This is a genomic window from Klebsiella oxytoca NBRC 105695 (assembly GCF_001598695.1).
Classification (GTDB): Bacteria; Pseudomonadota; Gammaproteobacteria; order Enterobacterales; family Enterobacteriaceae; genus Klebsiella; species Klebsiella oxytoca.
Genome location: NZ_BCZK01000004.1, coordinates 69,344 through 88,391 on the forward strand (window position 1 = coordinate 69,344; position 19,048 = coordinate 88,391).

General features: G+C 55.7%; 17 protein-coding genes. 2 read left to right on the forward strand and 15 right to left on the reverse strand.

Going from position 1 to position 19,048, the window contains the following annotated elements:
• Window positions 1–72: 72 nt before the first annotated feature.
• The 13 genes from nuoL to KO1_RS08410 form a co-directional block, all read right to left on the reverse strand.
• The gene (nuoL, locus tag KO1_RS08355; RefSeq protein WP_004104060.1) at window positions 73–1,914 is read right to left on the reverse strand and encodes an NADH-quinone oxidoreductase subunit L; all 1,842 of its coding nucleotides are present in this window, start codon (window positions 1,912–1,914) and stop codon (window positions 73–75) included.
• Entirely contained in the window at window positions 1,911–2,213 is a 303-nt protein-coding gene (gene nuoK, locus KO1_RS08360) for an NADH-quinone oxidoreductase subunit NuoK (protein WP_004104062.1), read from the reverse strand. Before nuoK ends, nuoL begins: the two co-directional genes overlap by 4 nt.
• Window positions 2,210–2,764 (reverse strand): NADH-quinone oxidoreductase subunit J, encoded by a 555-nt coding sequence (gene nuoJ / locus KO1_RS08365; protein WP_004104064.1) that lies wholly within the window; start codon window positions 2,762–2,764, stop codon window positions 2,210–2,212. Before nuoJ ends, nuoK begins: the two co-directional genes overlap by 4 nt.
• Window positions 2,765–2,774: 10 nt before the next feature.
• Window positions 2,775–3,317 carry an NADH-quinone oxidoreductase subunit NuoI gene (gene nuoI / locus KO1_RS08370; RefSeq protein ID WP_004104066.1) on the reverse strand — a complete coding sequence of 181 codons (543 nt, stop codon included), beginning with the start codon at window positions 3,315–3,317 and terminating at the stop codon, window positions 2,775–2,777.
• A 14-nt stretch (window positions 3,318–3,331) separates the two neighbouring features.
• On the reverse strand, window positions 3,332–4,309 hold the full coding sequence (gene nuoH / locus KO1_RS08375) for an NADH-quinone oxidoreductase subunit NuoH (protein ID WP_004104068.1): 978 nt from the start codon (window positions 4,307–4,309) through the stop codon (window positions 3,332–3,334).
• A complete protein-coding gene (gene nuoG / locus KO1_RS08380; RefSeq protein ID WP_024274518.1) occupies window positions 4,306–7,032 on the reverse strand; it encodes an NADH-quinone oxidoreductase subunit NuoG in 2,727 nt (908 codons plus the stop codon). The genes nuoH and nuoG overlap by 4 nt, the downstream gene beginning before the upstream one ends.
• A 155-nt stretch (window positions 7,033–7,187) precedes the next feature.
• Entirely contained in the window at window positions 7,188–8,525 is a 1,338-nt protein-coding gene (nuoF, locus tag KO1_RS08385; RefSeq protein ID WP_004104072.1) for an NADH-quinone oxidoreductase subunit NuoF, read from the reverse strand.
• A complete protein-coding gene (gene nuoE, locus KO1_RS08390; RefSeq protein ID WP_004104075.1) occupies window positions 8,522–9,022 on the reverse strand; it encodes an NADH-quinone oxidoreductase subunit NuoE in 501 nt (166 codons plus the stop codon). The genes nuoF and nuoE overlap by 4 nt, the downstream gene beginning before the upstream one ends.
• Before the next feature lie 2 nt (window positions 9,023–9,024).
• On the reverse strand, window positions 9,025–10,833 hold the full coding sequence (gene nuoC, locus KO1_RS08395; RefSeq protein WP_004104077.1) for an NADH-quinone oxidoreductase subunit C/D: 1,809 nt from the start codon (window positions 10,831–10,833) through the stop codon (window positions 9,025–9,027).
• 86 nt (window positions 10,834–10,919) lie between these two features.
• A complete protein-coding gene (gene nuoB, locus KO1_RS08400) occupies window positions 10,920–11,594 on the reverse strand; it encodes an NADH-quinone oxidoreductase subunit NuoB (protein WP_002913178.1) in 675 nt (224 codons plus the stop codon).
• A gap of 15 nt (window positions 11,595–11,609) precedes the next feature.
• Window positions 11,610–12,056, reverse strand: a complete 447-nt coding sequence (nuoA, locus tag KO1_RS08405) for an NADH-quinone oxidoreductase subunit NuoA (protein WP_004104081.1) — start codon at window positions 12,054–12,056, stop codon at window positions 11,610–11,612.
• A gap of 390 nt (window positions 12,057–12,446) precedes the next feature.
• The gene (locus KO1_RS28075; RefSeq protein WP_101836956.1) at window positions 12,447–12,662 is read right to left on the reverse strand and encodes a hypothetical protein; all 216 of its coding nucleotides are present in this window, start codon (window positions 12,660–12,662) and stop codon (window positions 12,447–12,449) included.
• A gap of 46 nt (window positions 12,663–12,708) precedes the next feature.
• Window positions 12,709–13,635: a LysR family transcriptional regulator gene (locus KO1_RS08410; protein ID WP_004104083.1), complete on the reverse strand. Its 927-nt coding sequence runs from the start codon at window positions 13,633–13,635 to the stop codon at window positions 12,709–12,711.
• An 890-nt stretch (window positions 13,636–14,525) separates the two neighbouring features.
• Between KO1_RS08410 and alaA the strand changes: the two genes are divergently transcribed.
• Complete coding sequence (alaA, locus tag KO1_RS08415) at window positions 14,526–15,743, forward strand: alanine transaminase AlaA (protein ID WP_004104085.1); 1,218 nt, start codon at window positions 14,526–14,528, stop codon at window positions 15,741–15,743.
• A gap of 87 nt (window positions 15,744–15,830) precedes the next feature.
• Complete coding sequence (gene yfbR / locus KO1_RS08420; RefSeq protein ID WP_004104086.1) at window positions 15,831–16,430, forward strand: 5'-deoxynucleotidase; 600 nt, start codon at window positions 15,831–15,833, stop codon at window positions 16,428–16,430.
• Window positions 16,431–16,478: 48 nt separating this feature from the next.
• Here the strand turns inward: yfbR and KO1_RS08425 are convergent, their stop codons facing one another.
• On the reverse strand, window positions 16,479–18,311 hold the full coding sequence (locus KO1_RS08425; RefSeq protein WP_004104087.1) for an SLC13 family permease: 1,833 nt from the start codon (window positions 18,309–18,311) through the stop codon (window positions 16,479–16,481).
• Between the two features lie 76 nt (window positions 18,312–18,387).
• Window positions 18,388–19,047: a sugar phosphatase gene (locus KO1_RS08430; RefSeq protein WP_016808374.1), complete on the reverse strand. Its 660-nt coding sequence runs from the start codon at window positions 19,045–19,047 to the stop codon at window positions 18,388–18,390.
• Between the last annotated feature and the right edge of the window lies 1 nt (window position 19,048).

Below are 19,048 nucleotides of genomic sequence, written 5' to 3' on the forward strand. Positions count from 1 at the left end.
CCGGCAGCGCTATGCTTGCCGGGCCTACTGCTTGTAAGTCGGGTTAACCGACAACGCCCACAATCCTCAAACTCAGCGCAATACCATCAGTAACGCCAGCACCACGACAGCGCCAATGCCCATTGAAGCCACATACCAGCGCAGATAGCCGTTCTCGCTTACCACCAGGCCTTTACCTGCGAAGCGGGAAAGGATCGCCGGAATGTTCATCAGCGCATTCAGCGGATCGCTCTTCAGCAGCCACGCCACGCCGAGGAACGGCTTGACGAACACTTTGTCGTACAGCCAGTCAAAGCCCCAGGCGTTGTACCACCAGGTCCCGAGCAGACGACCCGGCGCGCTGTTGGCAATCGATGTGACCAACGTGCGTTTACCCAGCCACAGCCAGGCGGCAATCAGAATACCGGCGATGGCAATCACTCCGGAGGCAATCTCCAGGGTCATGACGCGTCCATGCTCAAGCTCGGTGGTCTGCGGCAGTACGCCATCCAGCGGCGGCACAATCAGCGCGCCAACGAAGGTTGAGAGCACCAGCAACACAATCAGCGGCAGATGATGGGTAATCCCCTTCCCTGCGTGAGCATGAATTTGTTCTTTGCCGTGGAACACGATGAAAATCATACGGAAGGTGTACAGGGAGGTCATAAATGCCCCGACCAGACCGGCCACCATCAGATTCAGATGACCGTTCGCCATCGCGCCCGCCAGGATCTCATCCTTACTGAAGAAGCCTGCCGTCACCAGCGGCAGTGCGGACAGCGCCGCGCCCCCCACCAGGAAGCAGACGTACACCAGCGGAATAGACTTACGCAGGCCGCCCATCTTGAAGATATTCTGTTCGTGGTGGCAGGCGAGGATCACCGAGCCGGACGACAGGAACAGCAGCGCTTTGAAGAACGCATGGGTCATCAGGTGGAAAATCGCCGCATCCCACGCCTGCACGCCGAGCGCGAGGAACATGTAGCCAATCTGGCTCATGGTGGAATACGCGAGTACGCGTTTGATATCGGTCTGCACCAGCGCGGCGAAGCCTGCCAGCACCAGCGTTACCGCCCCAACGATCCCGACGAGATGCAGAATTTCCGGGGTCATCAGGAACAGGCCATGCGTGCGCGCAATCAGGTAGACGCCGGCGGTCACCATGGTGGCGGCGTGGATCAGCGCGGAGACCGGCGTTGGACCAGCCATCGCGTCCGCAAGCCAGGTCTGCAACGGCAGCTGCGCAGATTTACCCACCGCGCCGCCCAGCAGCATCAGGGTTGCCCACATCAGCATGTTATTACCGGCGGCGAAGTGCGCAGGCGCCAGTTCAACCATTTCGCGGAAGTTCAGGGTGCCCAGCTCGTTGTAGAGAATGAACAGTGCGAACGCCAGGAACACGTCGCCGACGCGGGTCACTACGAACGCTTTCATTGCCGCCGCGCCGTTCTTCGGATCGGTGTAGTAGAAACCGATCAGCAGATAGGAGCAGAGGCCCACGCCTTCCCAGCCGAGGTACATCAGCAGTAGGTTATCAGCGAGCACCAGAACCACCATGCTGGCGATAAACAGGTTGGTATAAGCGAAGAAGCGGGAGTAGCCCTCTTCACCGCGCATATACCAGGAGGCGAACATGTGGATCAGGAAACCGACGCCGGTGACCACGGACAGCATGGTCAGAGAGAGACCGTCCAGCACCAGGTTGAAGCCAACATTGAAGTCGCCCACCGACATCCAGGTCCACAGCGGAACGCTGACCGCCTGTTTGCCGTTGGCAAAGAAGTCGACGCCAACAAACGCCGTCGCCAGCGCCGCCAGACCGACCGAACCCACCCCCACGGTGGCGGATAAATTCTCCGACCAGCGTCCGCGAGAGAAGGCCAGCAAAACAAAGCCAATCAATGGCAAAAGAATGGTTAGGGTAAGCATGTTCATCCGCGCAACTCACTTACTGAATCGATGTTCAGGTTCTGGCGACGACGATGGAGCTGCAGCAGCAGCGCCAGGCCGATACTCGCTTCCGCGGCGGCGAGGGTGATGGCGAGGATATACATTATCTGGCCATCGGTCTGGCCCCAGTAGCTTCCTGCAACCACGAAAGCCAGCGCCGCGGCATTGATCATGATCTCCAGGCTAATCAGCATAAACAGCAGATTGCGGCGGATAACCAGCCCCGTCAGGCCGAGGACAAACAGGACAGAGGCGAGGATCAGTCCATGTGTTAAGGGGATCATGCGTGTTCCTCCGTTTTTCTTTTATCGCTGTCGTTCGGGCGGTTACTCAGCACTTCCCCGGCGCGCTCTTCGCGGCCGATATGGAAGGCAACAACCAGGCCCGCGAGCAGCAGCATGGAGGCCAGCTCCACCGCCAGAACGTACGGACCAAACAGCGCAATACCGACCTCTTTGGCGTTAATCGCCGCACCGTCAATTCCCTGATCGTTAATACCGAGGATGGCGTAAACGATAACCACCAGCAGTACCGCAGAGAGGATGGCGGGGCCAATCCAGATCCCGGGTTTCAGCCACTGGCGCTCCTGCTCGATTTCGCTGCCGCCCAGATTGAGCATCATCACCACGAACACGAACAGCACCATAATGGCTCCGGCGTAGACGATAATTTCCAGCGCACCGGCAAAGTAAGCCCCTAGCGAGAAGAACACCCCGGCGATCGCCAACAGCGAAATGATCAGGTACAGCAGCGCGTGCACCGGATTGGTGTGGGTGATCACCCGCAGGGTTGCGAGGATGGCTATCAGGCCACAGATATAAAAAGCGAATTCCATTGCCCTCTCCTTACGGTAACAGGCTCTTGACGTCGATAGGCTTAGCTTCGTTCTCTGCTTCGCCCTTATCTTTGCCGTCGATTGCCATACCCGCCATCCGGTAGAAGTTATATTCCGGGTATTTACCCGGACCGGAAATCAGCAGATCCTCTTTTTCGTACACCAGATCCTGACGTTTGTATTCGCCCAGCTCAAAGTCCGGGGTCAACTGAATCGCCGTCGTCGGGCATGCTTCTTCGCACAGACCGCAGAAAATGCAGCGTGAGAAGTTGATGCGGAAAAACTCCGGATACCAGCGGCCGTCTTTAGTTTCGGCTTTTTGCAGAGAGATACAGCCTACCGGACAAGCTACCGCACACAGGTTACAGGCAACGCAGCGCTCCTCGCCGTCCGGATCGCGCGTCAGCACGATGCGGCCACGGTAGCGCGGCGGCAGATATACCGGCTCTTCCGGGTACATCCGAGTTTCACGTTTGGCAAAGGCGTGCATCCCGATCATGCAGATACTGCGGACCTGGGTGCCAAACCCTACCAATAATTCTTTTAAGGTCATGGTCAATTCACCCCTTATTGCGCCTGCCAGAGAATGACAGCCGCCGTTACCAACAAGTTGATCAGCGTTAACGGCAGGCATACCTTCCAGCCGAAGGACATTACCTGGTCATAGCGCGGACGCGGTAATGATGCGCGGATCAAAATGAACATCATCATAAAGAACGCGGTTTTCAGCGCGAACCAGATGAAAGGAGGTAACCATGGGCCATTCCAGCCGCCGAAGAACAGCGTCACGATCAGCGCCGATACGGTAACAATCCCGATATATTCACCGACGAAGAACAGACCGAACTTCATGCCGGAGTATTCGATGTGGTAACCGTCAGCCAGCTCCTGTTCCGCTTCCGGTTGGTCAAACGGGTGACGGTGACATACCGCCACGCCCGCAATCGCAAAGGTCACGAAACCAAAGAACTGCGGGATGACGTTCCACAGATGCGCCTGGTTATTGACGATATCGGTCATGTTGAATGAACCGGCCTGCGCCACTACGCCCATCAGGGAAAGGCCGAGGAACACTTCGTAGCTCAGGGTCTGGGCAGAAGCACGCATCGCGCCAAGCAGCGAGTATTTGTTGTTGCTCGACCAGCCGGCGAACAGCACCGCATAGACCGCCAGGCCCGCCATCATCAGGAAGAACAGGATACCGATGTTCAGATCGGCCACCACCCACGTCGGGCTGACCGGCACGATGGCGAAGGCCAGCAGCAGCGAAGTAAAGGCGATCACCGGCGCCAGAGTAAAGATCACACGATCCGAGAAGCGCGGAACCCAGTCCTCTTTAAAGAACATTTTGATCATGTCGGCGACAAGCTGCAGCGAACCGCCCCAGCCCACGCGGTTAGGTCCGTAACGGTTCTGGAACAGGCCCAGCAGACGACGTTCGCCAAAGCTCATAAACGCGCCGCAGGTGACCACCACCAGTAGAATCACTACCGCCTTAAGGATGCCTAACAGAATGTCGATGAGATCGGGAGTTAACCAACTCATGCTTTCGCCTCCTGCAGAGTATCAATACGCGCTCCGGTCAGCACCGGCGCAATCCCTGGCAAGCCCATCGGTAAGCCAACCTGCCCTGCCGTCAGCCCCGCCGAGATTACCAGCGGCAGGCTAAGCGCCTGGCCATCAACGCTGAAGGAAACCATCGCCCCTTCGTTCACGCCAAGCTTCGCGGCATCTGCTGGGTTGAGCTTAACGTACGGCTGCGGCATACGGCTCTGGAATACCGGAGAACGCTGCGACAGCTCGTCGCTGCCGAACAGATGGTAGTAAGGCGCGATACGCCATTTCCCTTCTTCTGCCTGGAAGCTTGCCGGAACCGCGGTAAAGTACTCAAGACCGCTGGCGGAGGCTTCGATCAGACGCACGCCCGGATCGCCGTGGCGCAGTTTACCGCCCACTTCATCCTGGAACTTGTTCCACGCCTGAGGGGAGTTCCAGCCCGGAGCCCAGGCAAACGGAATTTGCGAACGCGGCGCGGACGGCTGGTTGTTCCCTTCCATAGAGAAGGCGAACATGGTGTCTTTATCCTGCGGCTGACGCGGTTCATGCACGCTGATGTTGGCGCGCATCGCCGTACGTCCGCTGTAGCGGTGCGGTTCACGAGCCAGCTTCTGACCGCGAATGCGGAAGGTCGCATCCGGCGCGGCGTCTTTGATCGCGGCCAGCTGCGGCAGGGCGGCAATGGCGGCGTCAATCACGTGGTCCAGCTGCGTCCAGTCAACCTGACGATTGTTCACTGTGCTGTGCAACGAGTGCAGCCAGCGCCAGCTTTCCAGCATCACGGTTTTCGCATCGTAATAGGCCGGGTCGTAAACCTGGAAGAAGCGCTGGGCGCGACCTTCGTTGTTGACCACGGTGCCATCGCTTTCCGCAAAGCTTGCCGCGGAGAGCACCAGATGCGCTTTTTCCATAATCGCCGTACGCTGATGGTCAACCACCAGCACCAGCGGCGCTTTCGCCAGCGCCGCATCTACGCGGGCGGCTGAAGCGTGGCGGTGCAGATCGTTTTCCAGCACGATAACCGCATCGGCTGCGCCGGTTTCCAGTTCACTCAGCGCCTCTTCAAGCGAGCCGCCGCCGATCATCCCGAGACCAACGCTATTCACTGCCCGGGCGACCATGGTCACGCCAACATCGGCGCCGCGGCCTTTCAGGGCTTTCGCCACGTTCGCTGCAGCCTGAATCACCTCGATGCTGCCGGCGTTAGTTCCGGAAACAATCAGCGGTTTTTTCGCTCCGGCTAACGCCTGAACGATCACCTCGATTTTGCCTTTCAGCTCGCTGCTCAGACCTTCGACCGCCGGCGCGCTATCGTCCAGCGCGTGGGCGATGGCGAAGCCAAGACGCGCCTGATCTTCCACCGGCGCGCGATAGGTCCATGCCGCAATGTCATCAAGACGGGTGTCGTCGATGTTGGTCACGAACAGCGGATGCTTTGCACGCTGGCCGATGTTAAGGATCGCGGCGATCTGCCAGTCGGCGACCTTCTGCGCCGCCGCCATTTCGCGCGCTTTGCCTTTCACCGCCTGACGCACCGCCAGCGCGATACGCGCGCCGGTCTGGGTAATATCTTCACCGAGGATCAGCACCGCATCGTAAGATTCGATCTCGCGCAGCGCCGGGGTATGAATACCGCCTTCGCGCAGCACTTTCAGCATCATCTGCAGGCGTTCCTGTTCGCCCTTCGCGATGCCGGTATAGAAGTTGTCGGCGCCGACCAGCTCACGCAGCGCAAAGTTGCTTTCAATGCTGGCGCGCGGGGAGCCGATACCAATCACTTTCTTCGACTGGCGCAGAATATCTGCCGCCCCCTGCATCGCCTGCTCGGCGTTAAGGGTAATCAGATCGTCGCCGCGACGCTGAACCGGCTGACGCGGGCGATCTTTCAGATTCACATAGCCGTAGCCAAAACGTCCGCGGTCGCAGAGGAAGTAACGGTTAAGGGTACCGTTATAGCGGTTTTCGATACGACGCAGTTCGCCGTAGCGCTCGCCGGGGCTGATGTTACAGCCGATGGAACACTGCTGGCAGATGCTTGGTGCAAACTGCATATCCCATTTACGGTTATAGCGCTCGGAGTGTGTTTTATCGGTAAAGACGCCGGTCGGACAGACTTCAACCAGGTTGCCGGAGAATTCGCTCTCCAGCACGCCGTCTTCCGGGCGACCGAAGTAGACGTTATCGTGAGCGCCATAGACGCCCAGGTCGGTACCGTCGGCATAGTCTTTATAGTAGCGAACGCAGCGGTAGCAGGCGATGCAGCGGTTCATTTCGTGGGAGATGAACGGCCCCAGATCCTGGTTACGGTGGGTACGCTTGGTAAAGCGGTAGCGACGGAAGCTATGACCGGTCATCACGGTCATATCCTGTAAGTGACAGTTGCCGCCCTCTTCGCACACCGGACAGTCGTGCGGGTGGTTGGTCATCAGCCACTCAACTACGCTTTCGCGAAACTGCTTCGCTTCTGCGTCGTCGATAGAAATAAAAGTGCCGTCGGATGCCGGAGTCATACAGGACATCACCAGGCGGCCACGCGTGTCTTCCGCGTTCTGATATTGCTTCACCGCACACTGGCGGCAAGCACCAACGCTTCCCAGCGCCGGATGCCAGCAAAAGTAAGGAATATCAAGACCCAGAGAGAGACAAGCTTCTAACAGGTTGTCCGCTCCGTTGACCTCGTACTCTTTGCCGTCTACATGAATCGTAGCCATTAGCGTGCTTCCAAAGTAAAAAAATCTTTTCCACTTCTTCATTCAGGCGGCCTCTGCGTTGGCTGCCTTCGTTCACCCCGGTCACTTACTGTAGTAAGTCCTGGGGGTTCACTCAGTTGCCGCCTTGATGCAACCTGAATGATCTTATGGATACATTACCAGCGCGTCTTAAGCAGGTTCGGCTGAATCCCGTTGATTGCATGGGTATTGCTGAACTGCTGTTTAATGCCAGCTTCGAATTCTTCGCGGAAATATTTAATCGCGCTCTGTAGCGGCTCAACCGCACCCGGCGCGTGCGCGCAGAAGGTTTTACCCGGTCCGAGGAATCGACACAGTTGCTCAAGCGTCTCGATATCCCCCGGCTGCCCTTCGCCGCGCTCGAGAGCGCGCAGAATTTTCACGCTCCACGGCAGACCGTCGCGGCAAGGCGTGCACCAGCCGCAGGACTCGCGGGCGAAAAACTCTTCGAGGTTGCGCACCAGCGATACCATGTTGATCTCGTGGTCAACGGCCATCGCCAGCGACGTCCCCAGGCGGCTTCCCGCTTTACCGATGCTTTCGAACTCCATCGGCAGGTCAAGATGCGCTTCAGTCAGGAAGTCGGTACCCGCGCCGCCCGGCTGCCAGGCCTTGAACTTCAGGCCATCGCGCATGCCGCCGGCGTAATCTTCGAGGATCTCGCGCGCGGTGGTGCCGAACGGCAGCTCCCAGACGCCCGGATTTTTCACCCGCCCGGAGAAGCCCATCAGCTTGGTGCCGGCATCTTTACTGGTGGAAATGTTCTGATACCACTCAACGCCGTTAGCCAGAATCGCCGGCACGTTGCACAGGGTTTCAACGTTGTTAACGCAGGTCGGTTTGCCCCATACGCCGGAGCTGGCCGGGAACGGCGGCTTCGAGCGCGGGTTCGCGCGGCGGCCTTCGAGAGAGTTAATCAACGCGGTTTCTTCGCCGCAAATATAGCGCCCTGCCCCGGTATGGACGAACAGCTCGAAGTCAAAACCGGTGCCGAGTATGTTTTTGCCGAGCAGGCCCGCTTCGGTCGCTTCGGCAATCGCCCGGCGCAGATGCTGAGCCGCTTCAACATATTCTCCGCGCAGGAAGATGTAGCCGCGGTAAGCTTTCAGCGCAAAAGCGGAGATCAGCATACCCTCCACCAGCAGGTGCGGCAGCTGCTCCATCAGCAGGCGGTCTTTATAGGTACCCGGCTCCATTTCATCGGCGTTACACAGCAGATAACGGATGTTCATGGATTCGTCTTTCGGCATCAGGCTCCACTTCAAACCGGTGGAAAAGCCCGCGCCGCCGCGCCCTTTCAGGCCAGCGTCTTTTACCGCCGTGACGATTTCATCCGGCGCCATCCCGGAGAGCGCTTTACGCGCCCCGGCGTAGCCATTTTTGCTCTGGTATTCATCCAGCCATACCGGCTGCTTGTCGTCGCGCAGCCGCCAGGTCAGCGGATGGGTTTCGGCAGTACGAATAATGGTTTTCATTTATACCGCTCCAGGAGGTCAGGAATCGCTTCCGGCGTCAGATAACTGTGAGTGTCCTCATCAATCATCATCGTCGGCCCCTTGTCGCAGTTGCCCAGACAGCAGGTCGGCAGCAGAGTGAAGCGGCCATCAAAGGTCGTTTGACCCGGTTTGATATCCAGCTTCTTCTCGATCGCCGACTGAATGCCCTGGAACCCGGTAATATGGCACACCACGCTATCGCAGTAGCGAATGACGTGACGCCCTACCGGCTGGCGGAAAATCTGGCTATAGAACGTCGCCACGCCTTCTACGTCGCTGGCCGGGATCCCCAGCACATCGGCGATAGCGTAGATTGCGCCGTCCGGCACCCAGCCGCGCTGCTTCTGAACGATCTTCAGCGCTTCAATGGACGCCGCACGCGGGTCTTCGTAGTGGTGCTTCTCGTGCTCAATCGCCTCACGCTCTGCCGCACTCAGCTCAAAAGCCTCGGTTTGTGGTTGTTGATTCTCGTGCATAATTAGCGGTCCACGTCTGACATAACAAAATCGATACTACCCAGATAGACAATCAGGTCAGAGACCAGACTGCCGCGAATGGCGGCCGGGATCTGCTGCAGGTGCGCGAAGCTCGGCGTACGCACGCGGGTACGGTAGCTCATGGTGCTGCCGTCGCTGGTCAGGTAGTAACTGTTAATACCCTTCGTCGCTTCAATCATCTGGAAGGATTCCTGCGCCGGCATCACCGGGCCCCAGGAAACCTGCAGGAAGTGCGTAATCAGGGTTTCGATATGCTGCAGCGTGCGCTCTTTCGGCGGCGGCGTCGTGAGCGGGTGATCCGCCTTGAACGGGCCTTCCGGCATGTTATCGAGGCACTGCTGAAGAATGCGCAGGCTCTGGCGCAGCTCTTCCACTTTCAGCATCACGCGGGTGTAGCAGTCGGAGACGCCACCGCCGGTCGGGATCTCAAAGTCGAAGTTTTCATAGCCAGAATAGGGACGCCATTTACGTACGTCGAAGCCGATGCCGGTGGCGCGCAGGCCCGCGCCGGTGGTGCCCCACTCCAGCGCTTCTTTCGCATTATAGGCGGCAACCCCTTTCGAACGACCGATCAGGATAGTGTTGCGTAGCGCGGCTTTCTCATAGGAATCCAGACGCTTCGGCATCCACTCGAGGAATTCGCGCAGCAGGCGATCCCAGCCGCGAGGCAGGTCGTGCGCGACGCCGCCGATGCGGAACCAGGCCGGGTGCATACGGAAACCGGTAATCGCCTCCACCAGATCGTAGATCTTCTGGCGGTCGGTAAAGGCAAAGAATACCGGCGTCATCGCCCCGACGTCCTGGATAAAGGTGGAGATGTACAGCAGATGGCTGTTGATGCGGAACAGCTCGGAGAGCATCACGCGGATCACGTTGACGCGGTCCGGCACGGTAATACCCGCCAGTTTTTCTACCGCCAGTACGTACGGCATTTCGTTAACGCAGCCGCCAAGATATTCAATACGGTCGGTATAAGGAATGTAGCTATGCCAGGACTGGCGTTCGCCCATCTTCTCCGCGCCGCGGTGGTGGTAACCGATATCGGGCACGCAGTCGATAATCTCTTCGCCATCGAGCTGCAGAATAATACGGAACGCACCGTGCGCTGAAGGGTGGTTCGGGCCGAGGTTAAGGAACATGAAGTCCTCGTTTTCGGTCCCGCGCTTCATGCCCCACTCTTCCGGTTTGAAGGTCAGCGCTTCCATTTCCAGATCCTGTTTGGCTTTGGTCAGCTCAAACGGGTCAAATTCGGTGGCGCGCGCCGGATAGTCTTTACGCAGCGGATGGCCTTCCCATGTCGGCGGCATCATGATGCGCCTGAGGTTCGGGTGGCCGTCGAAGGTCACGCCAAACATCTCCCAGGTTTCACGCTCATACCAGTTAGCGTTAGGGAACAGTTTGGTGAAGGTCGGCAGATGCAGATCGTTTTCAGACAAGGCAACCTTGAGCATGATGTCGCGGTTGCGGTCTATTGAAATCAGGTGATAGAAAACGGAAAAATCCGCGGCGGGTAAACCGTCGCGGTGCGTGCGCAGACGTTCGTCCATGCCGTGCAGGTCGAACAGCATCACGTAAGGCTTCGGCAATTTCTTCAGGAAATCACCCACCTCAAGCAACTGTTCGCGCTTAACCCAAACCACCGGAACGCCGGTGCGGGTAGGCTGAACGGTAAAGGCATCCGGCCCAAAACGGTTGCGCAGTTCGCCGATCACCGGGTCATCAAGGTGATCGCGGGTTTGCCAGGCTGGTGCGGCGTCATGCGCGGTTAAATCGGTCATATTGTTCACCATTGCAAAAGGTCCGTGGTGACTGCTGGCGAGGCTTCGCGCTGTAGTAGATTGATTTGCGAAGTTTTTATCCCGCCCGCAGGCGCAAGTTAAATCTCGTCCGGAGTCCGCAGATTGGTCACTGCAATACGCTCGCCGCGTTTACGCTCGCGTTCCGACTGCATATTGGCGCGGTACACGCCCTGATCGCCTACCACCCACGAGAGCGGACGGCGTTCTTTACCAATGGATTCCTGCAGCAGCATCAGCGCCTGCATGTAAGCTTCCGGACGCGGTGGACAGCCCGGGATGTAAACATCGACCGGAATAAACTTATCCACGCCCTGGACGACGGAGTAAATATCGTACATTCCGCCGGAGTTGGCGCATGCGCCCATCGAGATAACCCACTTCGGCTCCAGCATCTGGTCATAAAGACGCTGAATGACCGGCGCCATTTTGGTGAAGCAGGTCCCCGCAACCACCATCAGGTCAGCCTGACGCGGGGAGGCACGTAATACTTCTGCACCAAAGCGCGCAACGTCATGCACCGCGGTGAATGACGTCACCATTTCCACGTAGCAGCAAGAAAGGCCAAAGTTATAAGGCCAGATTGAGTTCTTACGGCCCCAGTTCACCATGTCATGCAAGGCGTGTTCGAGTTTCCCCATATACACGCTTTTATTGACTTCTTGCTCCAGGGGGTCGGTTACGATCTCCTGTTTTTGCAGGGGGTAACGGTCGTTCTCACCGTTAGGATCGATGCGGGTGAGCGTATAATCCATCTTATTGCCTCGCTTTTACTGCGTATGACGGTTAGTGGGACTGTCTGTTTCCGGGTTAACCAGCGTGCGACGGGAGCGCGCAGGCGTCCAGTCCAGTGCGCCGATACGAACGAGGTAAACCAGACCAGCCAGTAGCACTAAAATGAAAATTGCGGCTTCCACAAAGCCGACCCAGCCGCTTTCACGGATAGAGGCCGACCATGCGTAGAGATACAGGGCTTCCACGTCGAAAATCACGAAGAACATGGCTACCAGATAAAACTTCGCAGAAAGACGTAAGCGAGCCGAACCGACGGAGTCGATCCCGGATTCAAACGGCGTGTTCTTGCTACGCGCGCGCGCGCGTCCGCCAAGATACCAGCCGCCGACGAGCATCAGGCAGCACAGGCCGATAGCGATGATGAGAAATATAGCGAATGCCCAATGATGAGCGATGACTTCAGTGGATGTTGACATACGCATTGCTTAACCAAAAAAGTGTAGCGCTAAAACCCTCTGCTCTTACTGGCAGATGAACGCCACAGCGTTTCACGGGGAGGAATAAAAAAAAATGCCGTGCAAAAAAGCGTCCCTGGGTGATGTGGAAGGCCAGTTGCGGTGGCTTTTTACTCCTTTCATTAACCTTTTGTCAACTTTAACAAAAGTTTTCACAACATTAATTTACATTGGATTTTTTTCATTAACATTAAATGCCCTTTCATGCGGAATAACCTTGCATACTGTTCGGCTTTAGTGTTGTTGAATCGTGTCCGTTTCCGCCGTAAATCAAAATTACCCGTCTATTTTGACAGGATTCAGACACGATTCCTCCCCCTAAGGAGGGGTATTTTCTTGATCTGCGACACGCTTTTGTTAATTCAACCAAGAAAACAGCAACAAACCAGATGGTTTTTTAACATTAGCAGGAAGTATTGAAAGTGCAGAGAAAAGTGGAGAAATGAGAGGAAGAGCAGAACTAAGCCACTGATTTACATGCAAAGAAATCAACAAAACATTTAATTCATCAATAAAATTTGAAAAAAACGAACCACAGTGGCGATTTTGCAGGTCTGTGGTTCGTTTTTGCACTTACATTTTGTTACCAGTTTTTGTGATGTTTGTTAGCTTTTTCCCTTCAGGAAACAAGGGAATTATCTCCCCCTTCAGGGGTATAAATGCGCTGGCTAGACCATGGCTGGTACTCCGTGCTCAATGACTGGAAAATCGCCTGAGTGAGCTCGCTTGCCTTCTGAGGGTTACAGTTCAACATGTAGTGGGTATCCGGCAGCACCGGTAACCCGTCGCTTCTGCCCGGCACGCGAAACTCCGGGCTCATCATCTCTACCGGCTGCGCGGTTACGCCAAGTCCGGCTTTCACCGCCGCTTTGACCCCAGCCATTGATGACGCCGTATGGGACAGATGCCAGGGAACCCGGGCAACATCGAGTACCGTAGTGATATCTTCGCGAAACGGATCTGCGGCATCCAGCAATACAAGCGGGACCGACTCGCCCTGCGGGAGAACGTAATCCGCCGCGCAGTACCACAGGGTTGGCGAAGTGCGTAGCGTCAGCATTTCCGAACCCTTCGTTGGTCGGGTCGTTAGCGCGAGATCGATCGCCCCATTGTTCAGCATATCTACTATATCGGGATGATTGAGGACTTTAATTTCAAGGGTCAGCTTGGGATAAAAACTGCCGATCCGATTTAATAAGAACGGTAAAATGGTATCCGCTGTCTCATCAGAAGCACCCACTGTCAGCGTCCCCTGGAGGCTGCCGAACATGAGCGACATACAGGCTTCATCGTTAAAACGCAGAATCTTCCGCGCATAGCCTAACAGCTGAATACCCTGTTCTGTCAGGAGTTTATTGCGCCCGTGGCGAGCAAAAAGTTCTTTGCCGACCAACTGCTCCAGCCGCTGCATCTGCTGGCTTACCGCTGACTGAGTCCGGCACACCGCAACGGCGGCAGCGGCAAATGTACTGAGATCGGCGACGGCAACAAAGGTTCTCAAGAGGTCGAGGTCTAAATTTAGTATCGAACGATTTTCATTTATCATATTTGCTTCACTTTCAGGCGGCTAATGCTTACCTGCCTTGTTGATGCTGTGCTCCAGGCTTCCGGCTAATCCTTCAGCTTCGCGTTATCCGCCAGGAGAGAGGCGAAAGAACAACTGGACGAACGTTATTGCATTAGAAAGCACTCATCCGCAGCAAATGTGCGGAATTTCTGAGTAATATTTTGTTCGTAGGCCTAAGCGCTTTTAATTACGACGCGCTGGCTTTTTGTGATGTGACGCAAAAAAACAGCCAGCGATGGCCATCTTCGGCATCCTCACGGGCGACAAACTTGCCATAGCCCTCAGGAAGATAACAAAAACCTGCAATAACAATGTATTAATAAAAAGACTAGCTACCGGGTATAGCTCTACGTCCGTATTAACGGCGATATTCTAACCGAAAACCACAATATTTATAAGAGTTAATCAGTATTAACTCAGCTAATTTTAAACGCTTTTCAGAACCTTAATTAAATTAACAAATCTAAGAATATTCCTTATGTAAAATAAAGCTCATTTATCGATTAAATACTTTCATTAAAAATAGCGCGTCAAGTTGTTACAACCTGCTGTGTATTGTGAAATAAACGTTCTCATTTAAGAGACGCTTTATTGCGCAAAAAATAATCCGCTCATCCTCCAGGCAGAAAAAACCATATAAACGTTCACAAAAACACGACATCACACAATATAAGACCAATTATAAAACCAGAGAAGGCATAATGTATAAACAAAATCGCCTGACGCCAGGGAAATTGATTAAACCAAAAAAACATGAATAGCAAAATCTTCTCCTGTTAACCCTTCAAAACAGCGGGGATGCGGAGTACATTGTTCCGTGCTGACTTCCACGGCAGGGAGTGGCGATAACAGCTAAAAGGTCAAGGTTCATGTCCCCCATCGAAAAATCCAGCAAGTTAGATAACGTCTGTTACGACATCCGCGGCCCGGTTCTGAAAGAGGCGAAACGCCTTGAAGAAGAAGGCAATAAAGTCCTGAAGCTGAACATCGGCAACCCAGCGCCGTTCGGCTTTGACGCACCTGACGAAATCCTCGTTGACGTCATCCGCAATCTCCCCACCTCCCAGGGCTATAGCGATTCAAAAGGTCTTTATTCCGCGCGTAAGGCCATCATGCAGCACTATCAGGCCCGCGGTATGCGCGATGTGACGGTCGAAGACATCTATATCGGTAACGGCGTTTCCGAGCTTATCGTCCAGGCCATGCAGGCCCTGCTGAACAGCGGTGATGAAATGCTGGTTCCGGCGCCGGATTATCCGCTCTGGACCGCCGCAGTCGCGCTTTCCAGCGGTAAAGCGGTGCATTATCTTTGCGATGAATCGTCCGACTGGTTCCCGGATCTCGACGATATTCGCGCCAAAATCACCCCGCGCACCCGCGGCATTGTGATTATCAACCCGAATAACCCAACCGGGGCGGTATACTCAAAAGAGCTGCTGATGGAGATCGTTGAGATCGCCCGGCAGAATAACCTGATTATTTTCGCCGACGAGATCTACGATAAGATCCTCTACGATGATGCGCAGCACCATTCTATAGCCCCGCTGGCCCCGGATCTGCTCACCGTAACCTTTAATGGTCTGTCAAAAACCTACCGCGTCGCCGGCTTCCGCCAGGGCTGGATGGTGCTTAACGGCCCGAAGAAACACGCTAAAGGCTACATCGAAGGCCTGGAGATGCTGGCTTCCATGCGCCTGTGCGCCAACGTTCCGGCCCAGCATGCAATTCAAACGGCCCTCGGCGGTTATCAGAGCATCAGCGAGTTTATCGTTCCCGGCGGCCGTTTATATGAACAGCGTAATCGCGCCTGGGAGCTGATTAACGAAATCCCCGGCGTCTCGTGCACTAAGCCGAAAGGCGCGCTGTATATGTTCCCGAAAATCGACGCTAAACGCTTTAATATTCACGATGACCAAAAAATGGTGCTCGATTTTCTGCTGCAGGAGAAAGTCCTGCTGGTTCAGGGAACCGCCTTTAACTGGCCGTGGCCGGATCACGTACGTATCGTGACCCTCCCGCGCGAAGACGATCTTGAAATGGCGATTACCCGCTTCGGACGCTTCCTTTCCGGCTACCACCAGCTCTGATTAAGCCTGTCCAGCCGCCGGTATTTGCATCCGGCGGCGATCCCTGCGCACAATGGCACCCGACGTCGTAACTGATTAAGGGTTCCTATGAGTCAGAGTCATTTCTTTGCCCACCTCTCCCGCCTGAAACTGATCAACCGCTGGCCGCTGATGCGCAATGTCCGCACAGAAAACGTCTCCGAACACAGCTTACAGGTCGCCATGGTTGCCCATGCGCTGGCGGCGATTAAAAATCGCAAATTTGGCGGCCAGGTTAACGCTGAGCGAATCGCGCTGCTGGCGATGTATCATGATGCTTCGGAAGTGCTGACCGGCGATCTGCCGACGCCGGTGAAGTATTTCAATTCGCAAATTGCGCAAGAGTACAAAGCCATCGAGAAAATCGCCCAGCAGAAGCTGGTCGATATGGTTCCTGACGAGCTGCGCGATATTTTTGCGCCACTCATTGACGAACATCACTATAGCGAAGAGGAAAAATCCATTGTCAAACAGGCCGATGCGCTTTGCGCCTACCTGAAGTGTCTGGAAGAGCTATCGGCGGGTAACAATGAATTTCTGCTGGCCAAGGGCCGCCTGGAGAAAACGCTGGAATCGCGCCGCAGTCCAGAGATGGACTACTTTATGCGGGTATTTGTACCGAGCTTCCATCTTTCCCTTGATGAAATTAGCCAGGATTCGCCTTTATAAATCACTTCCCGGCCGGCGCGCGCCTGACCGGGAATTTTTACAGCGCTATCAAAACGGGAACAGTACCGGGATTAGCAGTACGCACACCACCATCACCATGATGGTAAACGGTACGCCAATTTTGACGAAATCGCTAAATGAGTACTTACCCGGCCCCAGCACAAGCGTGTTCACCGGTGATGATACCGGCGTCATAAACGCCGCAGAAGCCGCCATAGCCACGACCATCGCAAAGGGATATGGCGATACGCCCATCGACTTCGCCGCAGCCAGCGCAATCGGCGCCATCAGCACCGCGGTAGCGGTATTGGAAATAAACAGGCCGATAGCCGCGCACATCACGAACAGGCAGCCCAGCATCAGATAGGGCCCTTTACTCCCCGCCACGTCCATCAGGCCTTTCACAACCAGATCCACCCCGCCGGTTTTCTGCAGCGCCAGGGCAAAAGGCATCATTCCGACGATCAAAATAATGCTCGGCCAGTGGATGGCTTTATAGGCGCTTTCCGCGTTGATGCAGCGGAATTTACCCATCAGCAGGCAGGCAATGATGGCCGCTATAGGGTTAGGTATTTCGTCAGTCAGCATAAGCGCCACCATCAGCACCAGACAGAAAATGGCGTGCGGCGCCTGGCTGTGCGCCGGCGAGGCGTCATTGACCTCAATGGGCATATTCAGCACCACGAAGTCCCGCCCCCGCTTGGCCAGCAGGGCTATCTGCCGCCAGTTGCCAACCACCAGCATGATATCGCCAAGCTGCAGGGGTTCATCGGTGACCGCGCCGTCAATGGCTTTGCCATCGCGCTTCAGGCCCACGATGTTCAAATCAAAACGGGTACGAAAAGCGATTTCGCGCACCGACTTGCCAATCAGCTCTGAATCCGGGATCAGAGAGACTTCCGCCATCCCTACGTCCAGCGCCTGATCGGAAAAATATTCACCGCGCAGCACCATCGGCTCAAGCATCTGCTCGCCGCAAAACTGGCGTAAATCAACGTCCGAAGCCGACATATCGATCAGCAAAACGTCACGGGCGCGGAATTCTGATACCCCATTAACGTTAACGATAACCCGCCGAAAGCGCCGCCAGCGCTCAACGCCGATAACGTTCGCCCCATAGCGCTCGCGTAGTTTCAGGTCGTCCAGGCGCTGGCCAATCATCGGCGAGCCGGGGCGAATAGCCAGGCGACGCGCCCTGCCGGTCAGATGATAATCTTTGATGAGATCGCGAAAGGTGCTGCGTTTACGCCCATCTCTGACCTGTTCGCTTTCATCTCCCTTAAGCATAAAGCGCATCACCAGCATATAGAAAACGCCCAGAACCAGCACCACCAGGCCTATCGGCGTGACGCTAAAAAAGCTGAATCCTTGCAGCCCTTCGCGTAATAGTTCGCTGTTGACGACCAGGTTGGGCGGCGTGGCGACAAGCGTCATCATCCCGCTGATAAGCCCGGCAAAACTGAGCGGCATCATTAACCGCGAAGGCGAGGTGTTCATGCGCATTGATACGCTGAGCACCACCGGAATAAAAATGGCCACCACGCCCGTCGAGCTCATAAAAGCGCCCAGCCCGGCAACGGTCAGCATCAAAAAAACCAGCATTTTGGTTTCGCTGTTACCGGCAACCTTCACCAGCCAGGAACCCATTTTAGTGGCAACCCCGGTACGCACCAGCCCATCGCCAATAATGAAAAGCGCGGCAATAAGGATAACGTTGGGATCGCTAAAACCGGAGAAGGCCTCGCTGAGCGTCAAGGTATCGCTGAGGACAAACGCGACAATCACCAGCAAAGCGATAGCGTCCATGCGCACTTTTCCGGTGGCAAAGAGCACGACGGCTACGGCAAGAAGAGATAACACCCAAATCAATTCACCGTTCACAACTTATCCTTGTCAGAAGATGGAGTTGGAAGTTTGGCATAAAAAAGCCCCGCCAACGCGGGGCTAAATCATGAGATTAGTTTTTAAGGCTAACATTCACCTTGCCGTCAGGCAGACGCTCAACCTGCAGGCTTTCCAGCGTCGTTAATACTAAATCCGCTTCATCAAGACGCGGTGCATCGGCGGGCACGTTGACCGCGATGGTCCGACAGCCGGCATTCAGGCCGGAAAGCAGACCGGCAGGGGCATCCTCCACGACGGCGCAATCCGCCGGGGCCAGGCCCAACAGTTCGGCCCCCAGCAGATAGGCATCCGGAGCGGGTTTCCCGTGCTTTACGCGCTCGGCAGTGACGAACACCTCAGCTTCAGGCAGACCTGCGGCACGGTGACGAGCGTGGGCCACGGGTATCGAACCCGACGTCACAATCGCCCAGGGGATCCCGGCTTCATCCAGGGTTTTGAGCAACGCAACCGCACCCGGCAGCGCCGTAACGCCATCGGTATCCGTCGCTTCTACCGTTTCCAGCAGGGTGAATTCAGCCTGAATCTCTTCTTCGCTGCGGCCGGGGAGAAAGTGACGCAACGAGGTGATTGCCTGCTTGCCATGAATGAAGTTCAGCACTTCATCATGAGGGATACTGAATCGATCCGCCCATTTGCACCACGAACGCTCCACCACCGGCAACGAATCGACTAATGTCCCGTCAAGATCAAACAGGAAACCTTTACACTGCACG

Bases quoted from the DNA above. Each gene is read 5' to 3' on its own strand.
- nuoL (WP_004104060.1), bottom strand. From the start codon at position 1,914: ATGAACATGCTTACCCTAACCATTCTTTTGCCATTGATTGGCTTTGTT.
- nuoK (WP_004104062.1), bottom strand. From the start codon at position 2,213: ATGATCCCCTTAACACATGGACTGATCCTCGCCTCTGTCCTGTTTGTC.
- nuoJ (WP_004104064.1), bottom strand. From the start codon at position 2,764: ATGGAATTCGCTTTTTATATCTGTGGCCTGATAGCCATCCTCGCAACC.
- nuoI (WP_004104066.1), bottom strand. From the start codon at position 3,317: ATGACCTTAAAAGAATTATTGGTAGGGTTTGGCACCCAGGTCCGCAGT.
- nuoH (WP_004104068.1), bottom strand. From the start codon at position 4,309: ATGAGTTGGTTAACTCCCGATCTCATCGACATTCTGTTAGGCATCCTT.
- nuoG (WP_024274518.1), bottom strand. From the start codon at position 7,032: ATGGCTACGATTCATGTAGACGGCAAAGAGTACGAGGTCAACGGAGCG.
- nuoF (WP_004104072.1), bottom strand. From the start codon at position 8,525: ATGAAAACCATTATTCGTACTGCCGAAACCCATCCGCTGACCTGGCGG.
- nuoE (WP_004104075.1), bottom strand. From the start codon at position 9,022: ATGCACGAGAATCAACAACCACAAACCGAGGCTTTTGAGCTGAGTGCG.
- nuoC (WP_004104077.1), bottom strand. From the start codon at position 10,833: ATGGTGAACAATATGACCGATTTAACCGCGCATGACGCCGCACCAGCC.
- nuoB (WP_002913178.1), bottom strand. From the start codon at position 11,594: ATGGATTATACGCTCACCCGCATCGATCCTAACGGTGAGAACGACCGT.
- nuoA (WP_004104081.1), bottom strand. From the start codon at position 12,056: ATGCGTATGTCAACATCCACTGAAGTCATCGCTCATCATTGGGCATTC.
- KO1_RS08410 (WP_004104083.1), bottom strand. From the start codon at position 13,635: ATGATAAATGAAAATCGTTCGATACTAAATTTAGACCTCGACCTCTTG.
- alaA (WP_004104085.1), top strand. From the start codon at position 14,526: ATGTCCCCCATCGAAAAATCCAGCAAGTTAGATAACGTCTGTTACGAC.
- yfbR (WP_004104086.1), top strand. From the start codon at position 15,831: ATGAGTCAGAGTCATTTCTTTGCCCACCTCTCCCGCCTGAAACTGATC.